We start from the raw sequence: 20623 nt of genomic DNA on the forward strand, positions 1-20623 counted from the left end.
TGTTGAGCAGTAGCATCGCCATTATTAATTACATTCTGAGCTTCTTGTATTTCGTTTTGAGCAGCTTGTTGTTTTGCTCTATATACATTAATACTTTCTTGAGTCATTCCTGTAGTAGAAGGAACTTGATTTACGGCATTTTGCAATTGTTGTTTAGCATTTACAAGTGCAGAATTATTCTCTTTATTTTGTAATAAAGCTTCAGCTTGATTAACTTTTGTTTGAACAGCATTAACTTTATCCAAAGCGTTTTTAACTTGTGAGACTGTAGGATTGTTATTGTTAAGTACACCACTAGCTTCAGATTTTGCAGCGTTTAATTCATTTTTAAAACCTTCTAAGGCTTGTTTATATCTTGTAACAGAAGACGGTGTTTTATCTGTTAAGTTTACTTGTTGATTTAAGTGATTATAAGCTGTTTCTAATTGAGTTTTATCTGCTCTTAAATTATTTTTAGCTTCTGTATACTCTCTTTCGGCTTGGTTAACTCTATTTTTAGCTTCAGTAATTTGTTGAGCAGTTGCATCCCCATTATTAATTACATTAGCAGCATTTTGGATCGCTTGTTCAGCTGCTTGACGTTTAGCATTATAATTTTGAGCACTTTGTTGAGTCATTCCATTCGTAGAGGCAGCTGGTTGTAAAACTTGTTGTAAATGATCTTTAGCTCTTACTAATTGACTATTATCAGCTCTATTTTGTAGTAAACTTTTAGCTTCATTAATCTTTGCTTGTGCTGCTTTAACTTGGCTCAAAGCGTTATTTACTTGTTGAGGTGTTGCAAATTCTGTATTAATAACTTTATCAGCTTCATTTTTAGCTTGATTAATTTGAGCTTGAGCTCGAGCCATAGCTTGGTCAAAGTTTCTAATACTAGCCGGTGTTTTATTTTCTTTACTGATAGTATCATCTAAGTGATTACGAGCATTAATTAATTCAGTTTTATTAACTTTTGTTCTAATAGTTTCTGTGATCTCTTGCGTACTACCATCATTATAGTTAATGGTTACAGGTATTTGAGTTGTACTTCCTCCTGCAAGGTGAGTGGGAAGTGTTGCACCCCTTTTAATTACTGCATTACGTTTATTGGCTACTTGAACAGCATTATTCACATCCTCATTACTTACATTTTGACCTTGTTCTTTAATGATTTCATTAATAACTACGGTGTGAAGTGGAGGTGCAGCTACTGTGTTAGTACTGCTGCTCTCAGTGTTTCCGCTTCCTGCTCTAGAGATAATTGTTACTTGTGATTCAGGTTTAATGCTATTAGCATTGAAAATAATTATTCCGTTGCTTTGATTGAAGGAAACATAGCTAGGTTTGTTAGTAATTGACCAAGTGCCATTATTATTATGAGTAACTGTAAATGATTTAGATAACTCATGGCTATTTTCTAATTTTTCTGTATAAGTAACTTCTACTTTAGCAGTTGGATTATTAGAATGAGCTCTATTATCTGGTGTTATTTCAAATGTACCGTTTTCCCATACTTTAGCACTTGCTTGCTCTGGCTGAGGAGCTTTTACAGTGAATAACCCGCTCTCTGCTATTGGACTAATAGTTTCCCCAGATCCTTCAGTAGCTAATGCTTGAAGTGTGTCTCCTGTCGCGATAGCAGGTCTATTTATTAATATTGAACTACCATTATCGCTAGCCAATACTCCTCTTACATTTGGCTCACCATTTTGAACAATCCATCGACCTTCATTATTTTTAATAAATGTTGTTAGTTTGTGGCCGTTTTTATTAATTACAATCTTATCTGCAATCGATTGAGTGTGAGAAGTTGTGCCTTCAATTGGTACTTCTCTCACTGCACCTGGAGTTATGGTAACTTCTCCTGAATTAGATTCAGTGATAATTGCATTGTTAGGCTGAGCACTCGTTACTATGAATGTACCAGGTTGTGATTCTTGCCAAGGGTAACCATTAGCATCTAATACATCGTAAGTACCTGTCTTTACAAACGTTTGACTAGTATAAGCTAAACTTTGCCATTGTGAAGTATTTGAACCTGTAGTTTTAGGGTTCCAGTAATATAAAAAGCCGTTTGTAGGTAAGTCGTCTCCATTTTCTAAATGTACATATTTTTTAACCCAAGTACCTCCAGGGAAGGTTTGGCCGATTTGAATTTTATATACTGAATTAGCAAAGTCAAATTTATACACCCATACTTTTACTGGTACTTCTACTGGTGTGTCAATACCTGGATAATGAATTAAAGCAGTTAAGTTTTGTATACCTGCAACATTTTTGTCTGGTTGGCGATTATCCTTCCAAGAAGTTGTTGCTCCATATCTATTATTACCTTCAAAAATTATATAGTTGTTTACATCAGTTCCTCGACTTAAATCAATGCCAAATTTATCTCTATTTGGTGTAACAGCAGATACTGTTGGATAAACCATTACTGGAATATTAACTGTTCGTGTACCTTGATGATTAGGTAAAGTGACATTTATAACTTTTTCTGATTCTCCGATAGTATTTTTCCAAGTGTCAGGACTGTCGACCCAAGAGAACTGTGAACCTGATGGAGCATTACTTATAAAGTTATTAAAGTTATTAAAATTGAAATTAGAACCTTTTACAAATTTAATACCACCATTTTTAGCATGCATACCTTCTGTAACATTAACAGGATTACTAGCATCAGAGGTAACAGTAATATTCTCAGTCACATTATTTACACCATTACTAGTGACTTTTGCGTAAGTTAAATTATTTTCAGTAATTGAAACTTTTGCTGTTATATTACCTGTAGGTAATATGCCTTGAATAGTTACAGTAGCCACACCATTAGAATCTACTGTTTGCGTTGTATTTTGAATAATTGAACCATTAGATTGGTATAGAGATACATTAGCATTATTTGGTACGTTTCTAACTAAAATTTGCTGATGAGTTAATCCGCCTCTATAAATAACGCTATTACTATCTATGACTGGTTTGTTAGGTTTAACTTCGTAAAGTACATTCACATTTTCTCTTTCGCCATTAGGATAAATGACTGTTGCAACTCGAGTAAATGCCCCAGGAGTTCTTGAACTTGGTGTTCCTAGGTTGTCTCCCCATTCAAAGTTCATACCTTGTGTCCATGAATGATTGAATGGTTGCACATATGAACCAGCATAATCAGCATTATCTGGACGAAAAACAAATTGTCCATTTATTGTTGTTTCAAAAATCCTTTTAGGTTGAGATTTGACTATTTTATAGGAAGTACTTTTACGTATTGGCGTAGATTCTCCGTCAAATAAAATATCTGCTTCTAAATTTTGTTCGACGCCAATTTGATTACTATTAATATTTGGACCTCTATTATTAACCCAAGTTACTCTAGCTTCTATAGGACTACCATTTTTTAGTTTAAAGAAGTCTTTAGGGTTAGCACCTTTTCCTTCAGGGAAATTTTGGCCCTGTACAGTGTATCTAGGTTCTGCAAATATTTCCGGTATGATTTGTTTAACTAATACATTTATTTGAGAAGTCGTATTATCTGCATAAGTAATTGTAACTGTAACACTTGAATTATTATTTGTATTTGTGACGTTACTGACTTCTTTAGAACGAATTTCATTTTTTGGAGCTGTGACATAAGTTCTATTAGGTTCATTGTTAGTAATTGTTAATGAATTAATTACAGTATTTTTTTCAGTTTGAGTTAAAGTGGTACCATTTCGTATACTACTAATTCTAATAGGGTTCTGAATTGTTGAACTACTAGTAACATGATATTTATCTTTTAAAGGTTTAATAAGCACATTAAATGATTGTTCTGTCTGATTATTACTTTTATCAGTGGCAATAACTTTTACTGCCTTAGTAGTTTGACTCGTTACATTAGGAGCTGTGCCTGTTATTTCTGTATTACTGTTATTTTTTGACACTGCGATATCGCTAGTTTGCGGAATTGAGACTGATTGTACTCCATAATTATCTGTTACAGTCATATTATTTCTAAATGTTTCACCAGAAAAAACGACGTGGTTATTATAATTACCAAAGCTTATTACAGGTTTGACGTTATCACTTGGCACGAAATAAACATCTATTACATTATTAGTGACCTCCATGAGATTAGCAGAGTCATCTGTTGAATCTGTAATGTTATCAATATATTGTTTAGCTCCATATGGCGTTAGGACAAGTTGAGCTTTGTATATAACACCCATAACTCCATTGTTAGACCCATTAGCTTTAATAACTTTGTCGACATTGAATGCTTGAGCACCATTAGCAGCAGGTACTTCCCCACTTGAAACTTGAGAGTTTCTTTCATTATAAATGCGATTAGAGTGACTTACTTCAGCATTTTCAATTCCAGTACTAGCCTGAACTAAATCTAATACCTGTATTACTTGCCCATCTTTAGTGTAAAAACGTAAGTTATCTAAAGTATTGAGTTTAGTTGAGAAACCAGTGGTTTTATATTTAGGTGTCCCTCCAGCAATTGCTAAAGCCTTATCGTCACCTGATATGTCGTTTCTCAATGAAGGTATGCTTGTGCGAGCAGTTAATAAAGGCAATATTTGATTTAAAGTAATTGATGATCCTTTAGTTGCATCGTATCTATAAATAATCGATTTGTGATCTGGAGACCATGATAAACCTCCATCTGTATCACGGTGAGCTATTTTATCATTCGACCATGAGATAGTATAATCATCTCGAATATTTGTCCAACGTAAAAAGTTCATATCACCTGGATGTGATGTAAAAGTTTTATTATATTTATCTTTTCGAACTACAACATTTACAGTACTTGCACCACCACTAGTTGGGTTATTTACAGTAATATCACTAAGTTGGATGTCTAATCTTCGATTGGCTTCAACAAAAGCTTGTTTAACCTTGTTAACCTCTTCATCACTTAGTGTTGATGGATTTAATCGATAAACTCGTAAATTACCAGATGGCGCTATAACATCCACAGCTTTAACACGCAATGTAAGTGTTGTTGCATTTTGATTATATGCATTAACCGCTGTAATACTATAACTATGCGTTTCAGCTCCAAAGTGAGATATCTGATCGCCTGTTGGCAATGTGTCATTAGGGTACATAACTGTAAATGTCGTATTTGTTGGAATATCTTGACCATTACTCAATGAGAAGTACTTTCTTAAATCTCGTCCTATTTCATATCTTGAGCCTTTAGGTACGAATATTGTTGCAATTTTAGGGTCAGTGACATCTGTATCAGCATATATGTCTTTACGAATTGGATCATATGTGTAGATGTTACCAGCATTCACTGTCCCTTGAGACCCACCTTTATAATTTACAAGAATGTTACCGTTATCTTGAGGAACTAAAGGATTAGAGCTTGCTAAGTAAGTCGATTTGTTAGTATTTAGTCTTTGTACTTTATCTTTACCTTGATTTTTTTCTTGTGTAGTAAAATTAGTAGGATTTACTACAAGAATTCTATTACCAGCAGACAAAGGAGTAAGTGGATAGTCAGTCGCTAAGCTCCCAACATTTACATTGATAGTTTTAGTTTGTTGGTTATTATCATTATCTGTAGCTGTTAATCTAAGGGAAATAACACTATTTAGAGCTTGACTACGACTGATAGTACCTGAAACTGTTAAAGTACCAGTTTCGTTATTAGAATTTTTAACAAAGGTCTGAGTCCATCCAGATGGTAATCCTTCTACACGTATTTGATTAAGTCCAGAACCTCCGTGATTTTCAGTTACAGGTATAGAGAATGAGACATGATTATCTCTATAATATTTTGCGTTTAATCCTACAGGCTCACCAAATGATGGAGGTGTGCTATCACTAGATAGAGTAATGATATTACTAAAGTTAGATTGAACATTCTCGTTAAAATAAGTGATAGCTTTTAATTCAGCGGCTCTTGGAAGACCCTGTACATAATCACTAGCTGTAAAAGTAACCGTTCCAGTAGGTGTAGCATCTGCACTTGCTATCACTGTATAGTTCTCAGGTTTAGTATAAGGATCTGAGAAAGGATCAGTTGAACCGTTTTGTCCTCCAACAACAAGTAAAACTTTAGCATTAGTTTCGTGTGGCACATTAGTAACTATAATTTCTGGCTTTTGACCTGCTTTTCCTCTAAGTTGCATTTCAGTTGTTTCAATTATCGGAGGATTAGGTTTAGCACGTACTTCGAATTGTTCTTCTCTATCTCCTAAACTTACTGTAATAAAATAATCTCCAGGTGCTAATGTTCCGACTAAAGAGAAGTTTTTCTCGTTGGCATTATTAGTTTGACCTTTAGATTCTTCTAATCTCAATGTATTTGGGTATCCATATACCGACCAAGTATTATCTCTAATAGGTTCATTACTCGTTAGTTGAACACGTATATCTTGCTGTTTAGGCGAATTATTATGCATATCTCCAGCCATAATTTCATATACTGGATGACCAGCTTTTTTAGATTCTGAATAACTTTCAATACTTTGTCCTTCATTGTTATGCCAATAAGAAATCTTTTGTTTAAGAGCTGGTTTAACATACAAATTTACTGGAACTAGAGTTTCTGGGTTATGGTGACGATCTCGCGCGTTAAATCCAATCATTAGCTTAATTGGATTTCCTGTGCGAGCAGCTTCCTCCAGATTATTCTTTGAGAATGTACTCTCGATTTCAACTGGATTTAATTCATCTGCACCGAAAATGCGGACTTGGTCGTAAGCATCATTATATCGCATAAAACCAAAGATAGATCTACTTATATGTTTTACATAACTTAAAGGATCGTCGGCATAATCAATAGTATGATCTCCATCAGAGTCCAATATAGCTCGATCGGTATTTTTACCTATAGATGGATCATATACATACTTAGTATTACCTAAATGCATAGTACGATTTTTAACTTCTACGAAAGATTGAATACGATTTTGATATTCTTTCATCGGTTCAACATATAATTGGTTGTAATTAAATAATTGTCTAAATTCTAGTGCACGACCACCTGCTGCATAATAAAGACGTTCTGTTGGAAGACCACTAGTTTTAAAGGAAATTCTATAACTTACATCTCCTTTACCAATAAAGCTATATATTGAATCTAAACCTTGTCCTAGTTCAGGTCTCTCACCATTTAAGAAAGCAAAGTTTTCGTCACCATAATAACGCGCTGTAGATGATGCACCATTTCGATTGAAATAAGAATTACGATCATATTCGTTGCTACCTCGAGCAAAATCCCAAAAGTTATTTATTTGAACGGTAGGCGTATTATAAAATGGATAACCATGAGCGGAACCATGTCTAAAATATCTAGCTACAGCGGGATCAATGCCTTCAGCAGTTTGCCAAAATTTAGGTAAAGGTGCGCCTGAACCTGAGCCCACACCACCATATGCTGAGCTTGTTCCATTTTTGTTTATGATAGAAAATGTCACTTGACCTACCGGTGTTTGATCACGTGGGATTCCAAACCAATAAATCATATTCTCATGATTTGAGTGTCCTTTGTTAAATAATATATCCCACTCGTAACCATCTTTAACCCTTTTAGTAGTTATATAAGCGATACCTTTTACATCTGATGCATGTAATGTGTTATAGGGTGTTGATGGTAATTGATAAGGCGCCCCTTTATTAGAAGCGTGTAAAAATGTTCCTATTGGATATCCGGAACCATCATCATCACTTGATACATAATATTCAGTCCATGCATCTAAATAAGCTGAATTAGATTTACTACTAGCCCGATCTTTATTAACGCTTCTAGTAGAACGGTTGTTTTTATTTATTTTAGTTGTACGCATTGGCAGCGTACGAGCTAATTCAATCGCTTGTTCTAATTGTTGGTACATCAAATCAAGCTGTTTTGATTCAGAATTTTCACTATTACCAAGAAAATCATTAATTTTGTCAAAAGTAGCTTTAACTTTATTATATTCAATTGTATTAGCTTTATCAGTATCTATCATTCTGTAATCATGGTATGACGCATCATATAAAGCTTGTAGTCTAGTCTTATCTAAAGGCGGTTGAACAAGTTTTGGTTTGTTAGTATCTTCAACTTTTTTATTATTTGAATCTTCTTTAGTAGATTGTTTATTGATAATTGATTTTTCTTTTAAATTATCTTTTTGTTTTTCTTTATCACCTGTTAAAGATTTTACAGCGTGTGTTTTTATCTTAAGACTGTTTTTATCATTAGGATAGTTAGATGGTGAGTTCTTAGTATTTTCTCCCGTGCTCTCTTTAATTTCATCACTATTACTATTAGATGTTTGTACATTTGATAAAAGTTCAGTCTCGTTTTCAGGTACTGTATAGACATCATTTTTATTTTGGTCAATTTTAGAGTTAGTTTGTTGTTTTGCAGTGGAGTCTTCTTCACCTCCATTTAGTGCAGTTTTTTTAACTATTGTAGCAGGTTGATCTGATTCATTTGCTTGAGCTTGACCTGTATTAAAACCTATAAATACCAGGGTTGCGATTACAGTCGAAAATGTTCCAATGGCATATTTTCTGATACTAAATTTCTGTAATTTATCTCGATTATTCAAAGCTATTGTTCACTCCTATTCTAGATGTTATGTCTTTGTTGTTTGATGTGATTTAATATATCGTGTGCTTAAAATTGACCATAATGACGATATTTAAAATGAAAAGAATACCATTCAAAATGAGTTTAATAAAATTTAGATCTAATGTCGGATTATAAAATCATAATTTGAATGCGGCATGCTCACTCATCTATCACAATAGAGTTTCGAACAATATTTTATTTGTTCTAAACAATAATATCAATTTATATAAAGAAAGTGAAATTAATTCACAATATTTATATAAAATAAATTTTATGTTGCGTAGATGATGGGTATAAAATAAACCAAATGGCTTTACGAATTAATTTCGATAAGTCCATTTGGTTTAATGGTTAAAAGTTGCTTGCTAGATATTTTCCTGAAACATACAACTCATGTTCGTTACAAATTGAAAGTATTTCATTTAGTTCATGTGCGTATGCCATTTCATTAAAGAGCTGTTCTGATTCAAGTGGCACTTGAGTGTGAATTTCAGCTAATGATTTTGATAAATGTAAATTGTTAATGTTATCGTTAATTTTCTTTTGCTGCGCTGGTGTCAATGTAGATATATTTCGGATTACGTTTTCAACGCTATGATGATTTTGAATTAATTTGATAGCTGTTTTCTCGCCGATACCTTTTACTCCAGGATAACCATCTGCCGTATCTCCCATGAATGCTTTAACATCTATTAATTGTTTGGGTTCTAATCCGTATTCGTCTTTAAATCGATCTAGAGTATAGCGATTATAAATAGTAAATCCTTTTTTAGTAAGCCAAACTTCTACATTCTCATTTATACATTGGAGAATATCTCTATCTCCTGTAATGATAAAAACTTCATTGTTATCAGAATAACTGTGAGCGAGGCTCCCAATCACATCATCAGCTTCATAATTAGTTACACCAATGTTTACAAATCCAAATTGTTGTGAGATTTCTTTAACGTAATCAAATTGTGGTATAAGTTCTGCTGGTGGTTCTGGCCGATTTTGTTTATACCCTTCAAACATTTCGTTGCGAAAGGTTTGTTGCCCCATATCCCAACATACTGCAACATGTGTAGGATTAATTTCTTTAATTGCACTGAAGATATGTCTTACAAAGCCTTGAACGCCATTTGTAGGAATACCTTTAGAGTTATACATAAATTGATTGTGTAGACTCGTTGCATAAAAATGTCTAAATAGTAGAGCCATTCCGTCCACGAGTAATACTCTATTTGTCATGATAGCGTCCTTCTTTCTTCTTAAATGATTTCATCAAGTTGTTTAGATTTAGTTTCCAGCTGTTGGATGAGCGTATCATCTAATTTGAATGATAGTAATTCATCAATTTGTTCTTGAATTTGTTGCTCTAGTTGTTTGAATTGCGTCTCAGCTTGACGTGACATCTGCTGCACATAGTCGTTCAGTTCTTGTTTTAATTCACTCAAACCATCTTGTAACAATTCTAATGTTACATTTGCAATTTGTTCTTGGATATCACGTTGTGAATTAGGATTTAGTATTTTACGTTTTGTTAATTGCTTCGGTAAGGCTGCAATCATATCATTTAAATCTATTTTTAAAAATGGTGTTTCCTTTACATCAGGTTCTACATCAAATTGAGCTTTAACTAGTACGTGTATGTGATTTAACTTCTTGATAATTGGTGCAATTTGCTCTTCTAATTGAGAATTAAAATACTTTTTGATTCTTTCAGTAATTAATGATTGTTCTAAATATAATCGTTGATGAATTTGATCAAGATAAGTTTTAGTAGAAATCTTTTTCTCTTCATTAAAATCACTATTTTGAGTCATTTGACTGTTATACACTGATTTCACTTCGTCTAATAATTGAAGATTGAGTCTATTGTTTAAATGATAGATTTGTTCATCAACTTCGTTATTAGTATGTTGCGATGTAGTATTGATCAATTGGCTATTAAGTCTATCTTGGTCTTTAATGTTTAATAATTTTTCTTGTCTAGCTTGTATTTGTTCCTTATTATTATGGAACTCTTCAATCATTTCTTTATAGGAATCATTCATTTGTTGAATTTGATGAACCATCTGTTGTTCTAAAATGGTTTTAGATTCGACATCAGCAAATCGCTGAATGCTATCGCGCAATTGATCTATACCTTGATCGCCCTCTTTTAAGCTTTTACGACTAGAAACGCTAAATATCTCAGAATGAAGGTTAACTTGTCCAAGTGCATCTGCAACATAATCACGCACTGTGTTGAGGTCGTCTTCATTTTCAGCTAAATCTACTGCATTAATAACCATCTTGAATGCTTGATTCTCATTTAATTGATTCATCGCTTTCATGTGCTCGATAAAAGCTTTATCGTTATCCGTGAATGAATGATTAAAATAACTTACGTAGAGGATTAAATCTGAAGAAGTAAGAATCTGCTCAGTTTCGTTAGTGTGTCGTTGATTATTAGAGTGAAGTCCTAATGAATCGACGATAATTTTACCTTTTAACCATTCAAGTGGAAGGTTAAGATGCACGGTCTTAACGAATGTAGCGTATTCATCTTCTGCACTCCATTTTTTAACGTCTTCTTGAGAGACGGTATGCACTTCTCCCTCATTTAACATGTCTAGATACATATCATAATGTTTCTCAATGGCATCAATAAATGCGAGTTGATTCTTTTCAAGTTGTGTCTTAAGTTTCTTCAAATCACTGTTAATAAATGATTCTAATGAATCATATGACGCATTGTAATATTCAAGAACATTGTTGACTTCATCTAGTAATTGCTCAGATGATTTTAAGGTGATTTGGCTTTCTTCACCGTATGATAATTCAGTTGTCGCTGCTGTTGTAGGATTTGGTGAACTTACTAAATATTGACCGCCTAATAAAGCATTGATTAAACTACTTTTTCCTGCACTGAAAGTTCCGAATACACCAATTTTAGTGATTTGATTATTGAGGCGATGCATTGTGTCTTTGATGTCCTTTTTCGTACGATCAAATAGAGGGACATCTTCGACTACTTGAAGTGCATTCTGAATATCAACTTGATTTGCTGTTTCTGCTTCATCATGGTTGACCTGTTCATGTTTGTGGTGGTAAGCCGTTGAATTTTCTTCTTTAAGTTCGAAATTTGCTTCAGTTCTTCCGATTAATTTATCCAGTGAATCATCTAAATGGATATAATAATGTTGATAATTATGAGTAGTTAACGATTCTCTTAAATTTTTCAACTCAATGAATTTTTCATATTCTTGTTTATCCTCATTATCTTCTGTTGTTAACTCGCTTGCTTGAGCGTGATTCACAGCATCTTTGAAGATAGGGTTTGATTCATGTTCAATATGTTTATTTAAAGCTTTCACTACTTCATCTGAAAATGTAAGAACATACGTGTTGCTAATACTTGTCTGAGGTTGATATAAATCAGAAATTAATGATGGCTTTATAAGGTAATCTTGGTTTAGGATTTGATTATTAACTTCACTGTCATTTATAAAGCGTGTTAAGAATGACATGTCTTCTCGAAGTGGCTGACGTATTTGTTGGTTCACTTTATCTTGTAACGCGTCAGTAGCTTGATTCAGTCGTTGTTCCTGTTCTTCTTCTTTTTTCTTTTTCTTATTGAAAAGCCCGCCTACTTTGAAGTCTTCAGATTTACTTTCAAGATAAGATCTTAACTGTTCTCGCATATCATGTGTCATGATATAAGCGTTATCTAAAATATCTTTACGTTTCTGCTTTAAATAATTGAGTAATTTATCAGAGTCGTTTAATAGTTGAGCTTCTTCGCTTACTTCTTGATTTTGTTGGAACTTCATGTAAGCTTGCTCAAAGTCTTCCTCTTCGATATCAAGTGTATCGAGGATGTCTTGGATTTCATTTTGGATATAAGCAAGTTGTGCTTCAGTAATAAAATCGATAGTACGATTCACGTAATCTTCGACAGATTCTCGTTGATTGTCCATATAAACGAGGTAATTAGATAATTCATTAATTTGGTTCTCTGGATGCTCAAATTTAGATACATAATAAGTATCTGTTAATTCAATATCCCAATCTTTAATTGATTTCTCCACGCGTGATTTAAATGTATCAAATGATATTTCATCCTCATTATGTTTATCGATTTGATTAATGACAAACACGATAGGAATACCTACTTCATTAATACGTCGCATGAATTTAAAGTTTAATGCAGATTGTACGTGATTATAATCTACAGTATAGAAGAGAATGTTGCTCGTATACATAAATTGTTCAGTACTAGACTGGTGTGTGGCAACATTTGAGTCTACGCCAGGTGTATCTTGTAGTGTGAAACCGTTGTTGAATTTATTTGATGGGAAGTTAATTTCTACTGATTCAACATCCACATTTTGACGATTCATTTGTTTCACATCATCATAAGTTTTTAATTTAGTGTATTGTTGGTGAGGTAAATTCGCGATGATTCCTGGTTCTTCAGCGACTGACACGACTGCAGTATTACTTGTTGTAGGTACTGGTGAGCTAGGTAAGATATTTTGTTCAAGTAATAGATTAATTAGCGTTGATTTCCCAGCTGAAAAGTGACCAACGAAAGAAGCGGTAAATTGATTAAGATATACTTTTTTTATTACTTGGTTAATAGTGTTAACTAAAGCATAGTTGTTCGATTTCTCAACTTCCTTTTTCAACTTATATAAAATATCTAATTGTTCAGTGTTATCCATGTGTTTTGTATCCCCTTTAGCTCCATCGATATGTGATAGAGGTTTTTACTCTGATTATTATAAAAAGTGTAAGAAATTTATGTATATCAACTTCAAAAAAATTAAAAAAATTAGGTTAGTCTAGAAGACAAACCCTAATTTTCAAAAGTTATGATATTTTAAATTTTATCACATAGACAAAGTAAAACCTATGTTAAAATGGCATATTTATTAATCAAACCATGCAGGTTTATCGCCTTCTGTTCCAGGTTTATTAACACCAATATTTTCTTTAGAATGTAGCTCTGGATTTTTAGCGATTTGAACAGCTAATGAAGCAACACTTTTACGTGAAACTTCTGTACCTTTGAATGTCTCATCTTTAGTAGTAACTTCAAAAACATTTTCATTTTTATCAGTTAACCAACCTGGACGGATGATAGTATAATCTAAATTTGAATTTTCAATAATGTCCGATGCTTTGCGATATAGATTTAATTTATCTCCAAATTGTTCTTTATTCCATTCGTTAAATTGTTCAGGTAATTCATTATAGATACCAGGTGCTGCCACAAATATTAAATGTTTAACATTCTTATTAGCCATAGCTTCAACAATTGTCTTAGCTTGTCTATCAAGTGATCCAGATAAACTTGCAAAGACTACATCAACTTCATCTAATGCTTTCTCAAGATCTTCTAAGTTTTTTGCATCGCCTTCATATACTGTTACACGGTTAGAAGCATAGTCAGGGATACGGTGCGCATTTCTTAAGAATAAATCTACATTAAAACTAGAGTTTTCAAGGAAAATTTTAGTTGCTTCGATAGACACTCTACCGTTAGCTCCGATGATTAATACTGTTTTCATATTTATAATCCCCTTTCTAAACATCTTCAATATTTTATTTTTTAGTATTTTTAAAATTAAAACACTCCTATTCAACTGTACTATAGTCGAGATAAGAGTGCGAATGAATTGAATATTTAGGTTACTACTATTACACGGAAATAATAAAAAGTAAACCTTAATTTTTAAAATCGGGTTTTTTACCCCAATATTGATAATACGTACATTCGATATAACCATTGAATAATTTACGACGTTTAGTTGCTTTACGGTTAACTAAATACTCAAATTCTTTATTACTGGTTAAAATATATGTTGATAAATAAGGATGTTGCTTCATTAGTGAACCAATATAGCGATACATTTCTTCTACTTCTTCGCGATCACCTATACGTTCACCATATGGCGGATTTCCTACTAATGCTACTGGTCCTTCTGAATCAATAGTTAAAGTATTAACGTCTTTAACATTAAATTGAATAATATCGCCCAGTCCAACTTCTTCAGCATTACGTTTAGCAATTTCTACCATTTCAGGGTCAATATCAGATGCGTAAACTTCAATTTCTTTATCATAATCTGCCATTCTATCTGCTTCATCACGCAATTCATCATAAATATTTGGAGGCATGATATTCCATTCTTCAGATACGAAATCTCTATTAAATCCAGGGGCAATGTTTTGTGCAATTAAACATGCTTCAATCGCAATCGTACCAGAACCACAGAATGGATCAATTAGTGGAGAATCACCTTTCCAATTTGCTAAACGAATTAAACTAGCAGCTAATGTTTCCTTGATTGGTGCTTCCCCTTGTGCTAGACGATAACCACGTTTGTTTAATCCTGAACCTGATGTATCAATAGTTAATAAAACATTATCTTTGTGTATTGCAACTTCTACAGGATATTTTGCACCAGTCTCATTTAACCAACCTTTTTCATCGTATGCCTTTTTAAGTCTCTCGACGATGGCTTTTTTAGTAATTGCTTGGCAATCAGGTACACTGTGCAATGTAGATTTTACGCTTCGACCTTGAACGGGGAAATTACCTTCTTTATCGATAATTGTTTCCCACGGTAAAGCTTTTGTTTGTTCGAATAAATCATCAAATGTTTTAGCATCAAAGCGCCCCATTACTATCTTAATGCGGTCAGCTGTACGTAACCATAAGTTGCATTTAACGATGGCTGCTTCATCACCTTCAAAGAAGATGCGCCCATTTTCAACCTGTGTTTCATAACCAAGTTCTTGTATTTCTTTAGCCACGACTGCTTCCAGTCCCATTGGACAGACTGCTAATAATTGAAACATTTCATTGCTCCTTTATTTGTATTGTGTTTATTTTACCAAATTCATCATCTTTTTTTAATATAAGGATAAACTCATTTTTATTTTTTGAAAATGATTAAACAAATAGCTTTCATGAGAGCATTTGCGCCCATAAATATAAACAATAAAAAAGCTCTCCATATATAAGGGAGAGCTAAACTAGTCGTAATATTTCTGTAAGCCATGTTCTGTACCGTTGTACTCATCACGTGTACTAGTTACACTGGTACGTCGGTGGTAACCATCTGTCTACATACTTTCACGCTCGTGTGAAAGTCGTCTCGTTTATACGTTGAATTCCGCTAAACAAGTGCTCCTACCAAATTTGGATTGCTCACTCGAGGGGTTTACCGCGTTCCACCTTTTATATTTCTATAAAAGCTACGTCACTGTGGCACTTTCAAACTATTCTAACCATATCATGTGACTTAGGTTATTTCGTTGCCGTCAAATTAATGCCTTGATTTATTGTTTCATCAAGCACGAACACTACAATCATCTCAGACTGTGTGAGCATGGACTTTCCTCTATATTGCTATAGCGATTACCCGAAATATCACTTTTGCGATTATAACACAATTTCATGTGAATAAGTAACAAAAATTTTTATTACTTACCGAAAACTGCTTTTTCTAAATTAGAAATACGTTTTAAAATATCTACATTGTTTGATGAGTTGTTGCCATTATTAGAAGAAAAGTTTTTATTTTCCTGTGGTCTTGTTGTAGCAACGCGAAGTCTTAACTCTTCAAGTTCTTTTTTTAATTTATTATTTTCTTCTGATAGCTTAACAACTTCATTATTCATGTCCGCCATTTTTTGATAATCTGTAATAATATCGTCTAAAAAAGCGTCTACTTCTTCTCTTCTATAGCCACGAGCCATAGTTTTTTCGAAATCTTTCTCATAAATATCTTTTGCTGATAATTTTAATGAAACATCTGACATCTTTTATCCACCTCATTCGAAACTTTGATCTTGAGACCACTGCAAGTCGTTGATGAAGTCAGTGAGTTCATCAAACGTCACAATATCACAAGTATAGTTTGTTTTATCCATAAATTCAACTAACATAGTCTTGAAGAATTTAGGGCTTGCCTCTTGTTCTTCATCATAAATTAGAATGGTATAGTCGGTATGATCTAGCATGAATTGATCTGCTTGTTTAAACTGAAAAGGCCCTTGATAATCAGTATGATGAATACTCTCCGTAAAATCTGCTTGTTGAGCGATTGAAGCGTATTTAGCTTGGTTCTGTTCATTCCAACGATGCGTATGACCTAAGAAAGGTGTGATAATCCCTAACTTTAATTCTGGATAATCTTTCTTTAAGTCTAAAACAACCTCAGCTGTCCATAACTCAATACCCATTTGACCTTGAATCAGCACCCATTCTAGACCTTCATCTAATAATTGTTCTAATTTATGAGATATAAACTTCTTTAAATATGAAACTTCTGGTGCATCATCTTTGAATATATTTAATTCAAAAGATTTGTATCCAGTAACATATACAGTTTTAACCATATTCTCCCTCATTAAACATGATACGTTAAAATATTTTTTAAATCATACTGTACGCTTTTTATTTTTTCTGTGAAAAGCTTTCTACTCGTACGTTTAAAATGACATTCGACAGATAGCGATTGAATGTTTGATATAAGTAAATTAAATTTTAATGGTGTCATATACGGCGTATTAATGATTTGTTGATAATAATTGTTTAATTCATTAAGTTTTGAATCAATCGAATGTGCATAAGGTTTTACTACCTTATAAAAGTCATAATCAACTTCTGAAGATTTTACTCTTTCAAAACGATGATTCATTTCATCAATATCCGAGATAAGTTGTTCTATTAGTTTTCGCATTAGGATGCCTCCTACAAAGTTAATTTAACACAATAAGAAAGCTTAAGTCATGCAAAGTATCATTCTTTCATTGATTAGACATGATTGGATTTATAAAGATTTTGTTATCGGCGAATTTGTTTTGAAAGATTTATGTTACTTTTATCATTTAAGTCTCGTTTAAATAACTATAATTTTAATAAATAATAAATTATAGATTACGTTTATCTTTCATTTATGAAAGAAATCGTGACAGAATAGGCTAATCACGTTAAAATAATGAATGATGTATGTTTGTTAAATAACATATACATTCAAATACTAGAGTTTGATTGAGTTTTTTCATTTACATATCTAAAGTTTTCTCATCAAACTTGTGTGGTGAATATTATGAATTATCCTAATGGTAAGCCATACTCAAAAAATAAGTCTTCGGACGGACGAAAGCCTTCACCCTTTTCAAGTAACATTGAATATGGTGGACGCGGAATGTCGCTTGAAAAAGATATAGAACAATCCAATACGTTCTATTTAAAAAGTGGCATAGCAGTCATTCACAAGAAGCCTACTCCCGTTCAGATAGTCAATGTTCACTATCCTAAACGTAGTAAGGCTGTGATTAATGAAGCTTATTTTCGTACACCTTCAACTACCGATTATAACGGCGTTTATAATGGGTATTATATCGATTTCGAGGCAAAGGAAACGAAGAATAAAACTTCTTTTCCCCTTAATAATATACATGCACATCAAGTTGAACATATGAAAAATACATATCTTCAAAAGGGAATTGTTTTTCTTATGATACGTTTCAAAACACTTGATGAAGTCTATATATTGCCATATTCTAAGTTTGAATTTTTCTGGGAAAGATATACTCAAGAAATCAAAAAATCGATTACAGTTGAAGAAATTCGGAAAAATGGTTACCATATTCCTTATCAATATCAACCAAGATTGAATTACCTCAAGGCAGTTGATAAGTTGATATTAGATGAAAGTGAGGACCGCGTATGACGGAAAATAAAGGGTCTTCCCAACCTAAAAAAAATAATAGTAAAAATGGTGGGAAGTCCGACGAACAAAAGAATAGGAATGTTAAGAGAACGATTATCAAGATAATCGGCTTTATGATTATCGCCTTTTTCGTTCTGTTGTTACTTGGTATCTTGTTGTTTGCTTACTATGCATGGAAAGCGCCAGCATTTACTGAGTCGAAACTAGAAGACCCAATTCCGGCCAAGATTTATGATAAGAATGGGGATCTAGTTAAAACGTTAGATAACGGTCAACGTCATGAACACGTCAACATTAAAGACGTACCAAAACACATGAAATATGCCGTTTTAGCAACAGAGGATAATCGATTCTATCATCACGGTGCGCTAGACTATAAACGCTTATTTGGTGCTATTGGGAAGAACTTAACTGGTGGATTTGGTGCTCAGGGTGCGTCAACTTTAACACAACAAGTTGTTAAAGATTCATTCTTAACACAACAAAAATCTATCGGTCGTAAAGCTCAAGAAGCTTACCTTTCATACCGTCTTGAACAAGAATATAGTAAAGATGAAATATTCCAAGTTTACTTGAATAAAATTTACTATTCTGATGGTGTTACTGGTGTCAAAGCTGCAGCTAAATATTACTTTAACAAGGACTTGAAGGACTTAAACTTAGCTGAAGAAGCTTATCTTGCAGGTTTACCACAAGTTCCTAACTTATATAATATTTACAATAACCCTAAAGAAGCGAATAGCCGTAAAGACACAGTGCTCTATTTAATGCATAAACATCACAGAATTACTGATAAAGAATATGCTGATGCTAAGAAACTTGATCTAAAAGCGAACTTAGTAGAACGCTCTAAGAAAGATCGTCAAGTGAACGCTAATAATAATGATTCAGAGTATGATTCTTACGTTAACTTCGTTGAATCAGAATTAATGAATAATAAATACTTCAAAGACAAGAACTTAGGCAACGTCCTACAAAGTGGTATTAAAATTTACACTAACATGGACAAAGACGTTCAAAAAACGCTTCAAGATCGTGTTAATAATGGTGGTTCTAACTACTATAAAAATGATGACCAACAAGTTGGTGCTACAATCTTAGATAGTAAAACTGGTGGTCTTGTAGCTATTTCAGGCGGACGTGACTACAAAAATGTCGTAGAACGTAACCAAGCTACAGATGCTCACCCTACTGGTTCATCATTAAAACCATTCTTAGCTTATGGTCCAGCTATTGAAAATATGCAATGGGCTACTAACCACGCAATCCAAGACGAATCTTCATATTGGGTTGATGGTTCAGAATTCAAAAACTATGACACTAAAAGTCATGGTAAAGTTTCTGCTTATGATGCTTTACGTCAAAGTTTCAATATTCCTGCTCTTAAAACTTGGCAACAAGTTAAGAAACAAGCAGGTAACGATGCGCCTAAGAAATTCGCTTCTAAAGTTGGCTTAGATTACAACAGTAAAATAGGTCCATCTGAAGTACTTGGTGGTTCATCTTCTGAATTCTCACCTACTCAATTAGCTTCAGCATTTGCTGCAATTGCTAATGGTGGTACTTATAACAATGCTCACTCTATTCAAAAAGTAGTCACTAATGATGGTGACACTATTGAATATGATCATACTAGTCACAAAGCGATGAAAGATTATACAGCTTATATGTTAGCTGAAATCTTGAAAGGCACATTCAAAGCATACGGTTCAGCTTATGGACACGGTGTTTCAGGAGTTAATATGGGTGCTAAAACTGGTACTGGTACTTATGGTTCTGAAATTTATCAAAAATATAACTTACCAGACAGTGCAGCCAAAGACGTATGGATTAACGGATTCAGCCCTCAATATTCAATGTCAATTTGGATGGGCTTCAATAAAGTTAAACAATACGGTACTAACTCATTTGTAGGACATACTGAGCAAGAATATCCACAACATTTATTCGAAGATGTAATGTCTGATATCTCTTCTAAAGATGGTGAAGACTTCAAGAAACCTAATGATGTTAATGGTAGTGATGCGGATAACTTATCTGTTAAAGGTCACCCAGACAACGACACTACTAACCGTAGTGTTCACGGAGATAGTGATTCGTCATCAGGCAATAGCTCATCTTCAAACTCAGGTAATAGTTCTAGCAATAACAGTAGCTCTTCTCAAAGTAGCTCTGGTAACGCACTAACTCGTTTATTTAACTTAAATGCTATATTTGATAACAAAGCATCATAATTGATATAGCAAAGGTCCCAATTTCATGTTTTGAAATTGGGACTCTTTTTATATATTAAAAGAGTCAAATTGCATTGTTTGGAGGAACATCTTCCCTTTCATAACAATACAATTTGACTCTTAAATTTTTAAATAGG

The 20623-nt window shown here is 33.3% G+C and carries 10 protein-coding genes and 1 other RNA gene; 2 read left to right on the plus strand and 9 right to left on the minus strand.

Annotated elements, in window-relative coordinates; translation table 11 throughout:
- The 9 genes from ebh to HMPREF2642_RS09595 all read right to left on the minus strand — a co-directional run.
- Window positions 1-8510 (minus strand): hyperosmolarity resistance protein Ebh (gene ebh, locus HMPREF2642_RS09555; RefSeq protein ID WP_070597817.1); only part of this gene is annotated, 8510 nt, incomplete at its 3' end.
- A 374-nt stretch (window positions 8511-8884) separates the two neighbouring features.
- Window positions 8885-9763, minus strand: coding sequence for a 5'-3' exonuclease (locus HMPREF2642_RS09560; RefSeq protein ID WP_064212358.1), 879 nt, complete (start codon window positions 9761-9763; stop codon window positions 8885-8887).
- Window positions 9764-9783: 20 nt separating this feature from the next.
- Complete coding sequence (locus HMPREF2642_RS09565; RefSeq protein ID WP_049428677.1) at window positions 9784-13224, minus strand: dynamin family protein; 3441 nt, start codon at window positions 13222-13224, stop codon at window positions 9784-9786.
- A gap of 210 nt (window positions 13225-13434) precedes the next feature.
- Window positions 13435-14073, minus strand: a complete 639-nt coding sequence (locus HMPREF2642_RS09570) for an SDR family oxidoreductase (RefSeq protein ID WP_049428679.1) — start codon at window positions 14071-14073, stop codon at window positions 13435-13437.
- A 157-nt stretch (window positions 14074-14230) separates the two neighbouring features.
- Entirely contained in the window at window positions 14231-15367 is a 1137-nt protein-coding gene (locus HMPREF2642_RS09575) for a THUMP domain-containing class I SAM-dependent RNA methyltransferase (RefSeq protein WP_037549159.1), read from the minus strand.
- 190 nt (window positions 15368-15557) lie between these two features.
- Window positions 15558-15941, minus strand: an RNA gene (gene rnpB, locus HMPREF2642_RS09580) — RNase P RNA component class B.
- A 53-nt stretch (window positions 15942-15994) separates the two neighbouring features.
- Entirely contained in the window at window positions 15995-16333 is a 339-nt protein-coding gene (gpsB, locus tag HMPREF2642_RS09585) for a cell division regulator GpsB (protein ID WP_023350258.1), read from the minus strand.
- 12 nt (window positions 16334-16345) lie between these two features.
- Window positions 16346-16912 carry an SLOG family protein gene (locus HMPREF2642_RS09590; protein ID WP_002433797.1) on the minus strand — a complete coding sequence of 189 codons (567 nt, stop codon included), beginning with the start codon at window positions 16910-16912 and terminating at the stop codon, window positions 16346-16348.
- A gap of 11 nt (window positions 16913-16923) precedes the next feature.
- The gene (locus HMPREF2642_RS09595) at window positions 16924-17256 is read right to left on the minus strand and encodes a DUF1798 family protein (RefSeq protein ID WP_002433589.1); all 333 of its coding nucleotides are present in this window, start codon (window positions 17254-17256) and stop codon (window positions 16924-16926) included.
- Between the two features lie 369 nt (window positions 17257-17625).
- On the opposite strand from HMPREF2642_RS09595, the gene recU reads away from it, so the two are divergent.
- Together recU and HMPREF2642_RS09605 are read left to right on the plus strand one after the other, a co-directional pair.
- A complete protein-coding gene (recU, locus tag HMPREF2642_RS09600; protein WP_002433974.1) occupies window positions 17626-18252 on the plus strand; it encodes a Holliday junction resolvase RecU in 627 nt (208 codons plus the stop codon).
- A complete protein-coding gene (locus HMPREF2642_RS09605) occupies window positions 18249-20486 on the plus strand; it encodes a transglycosylase domain-containing protein (RefSeq protein WP_023350255.1) in 2238 nt (745 codons plus the stop codon). The genes recU and HMPREF2642_RS09605 overlap by 4 nt, the downstream gene beginning before the upstream one ends.
- The last annotated feature ends 137 nt before the right edge of the window (window positions 20487-20623 follow it).

This window comes from Staphylococcus sp. HMSC055A09 (assembly GCF_001809655.1).
Taxonomy (GTDB): domain Bacteria; phylum Bacillota; class Bacilli; order Staphylococcales; family Staphylococcaceae; genus Staphylococcus; species Staphylococcus capitis.

Bases quoted from the DNA above. Each gene is read 5' to 3' on its own strand.
- HMPREF2642_RS09575 (WP_037549159.1), bottom strand. From the start codon at position 15,367: ATGTTTCAATTATTAGCAGTCTGTCCAATGGGACTGGAAGCAGTCGTG.
- gpsB (WP_023350258.1), bottom strand. From the start codon at position 16,333: ATGTCAGATGTTTCATTAAAATTATCAGCAAAAGATATTTATGAGAAA.
- HMPREF2642_RS09570 (WP_049428679.1), bottom strand. From the start codon at position 14,073: ATGAAAACAGTATTAATCATCGGAGCTAACGGTAGAGTGTCTATCGAA.
- HMPREF2642_RS09560 (WP_064212358.1), bottom strand. From the start codon at position 9,763: ATGACAAATAGAGTATTACTCGTGGACGGAATGGCTCTACTATTTAGA.
- recU (WP_002433974.1), top strand. From the start codon at position 17,626: ATGAATTATCCTAATGGTAAGCCATACTCAAAAAATAAGTCTTCGGAC.
- HMPREF2642_RS09605 (WP_023350255.1), top strand. From the start codon at position 18,249: ATGACGGAAAATAAAGGGTCTTCCCAACCTAAAAAAAATAATAGTAAA.
- HMPREF2642_RS09565 (WP_049428677.1), bottom strand. From the start codon at position 13,224: ATGGATAACACTGAACAATTAGATATTTTATATAAGTTGAAAAAGGAA.
- HMPREF2642_RS09590 (WP_002433797.1), bottom strand. From the start codon at position 16,912: ATGGTTAAAACTGTATATGTTACTGGATACAAATCTTTTGAATTAAAT.
- HMPREF2642_RS09595 (WP_002433589.1), bottom strand. From the start codon at position 17,256: ATGCGAAAACTAATAGAACAACTTATCTCGGATATTGATGAAATGAAT.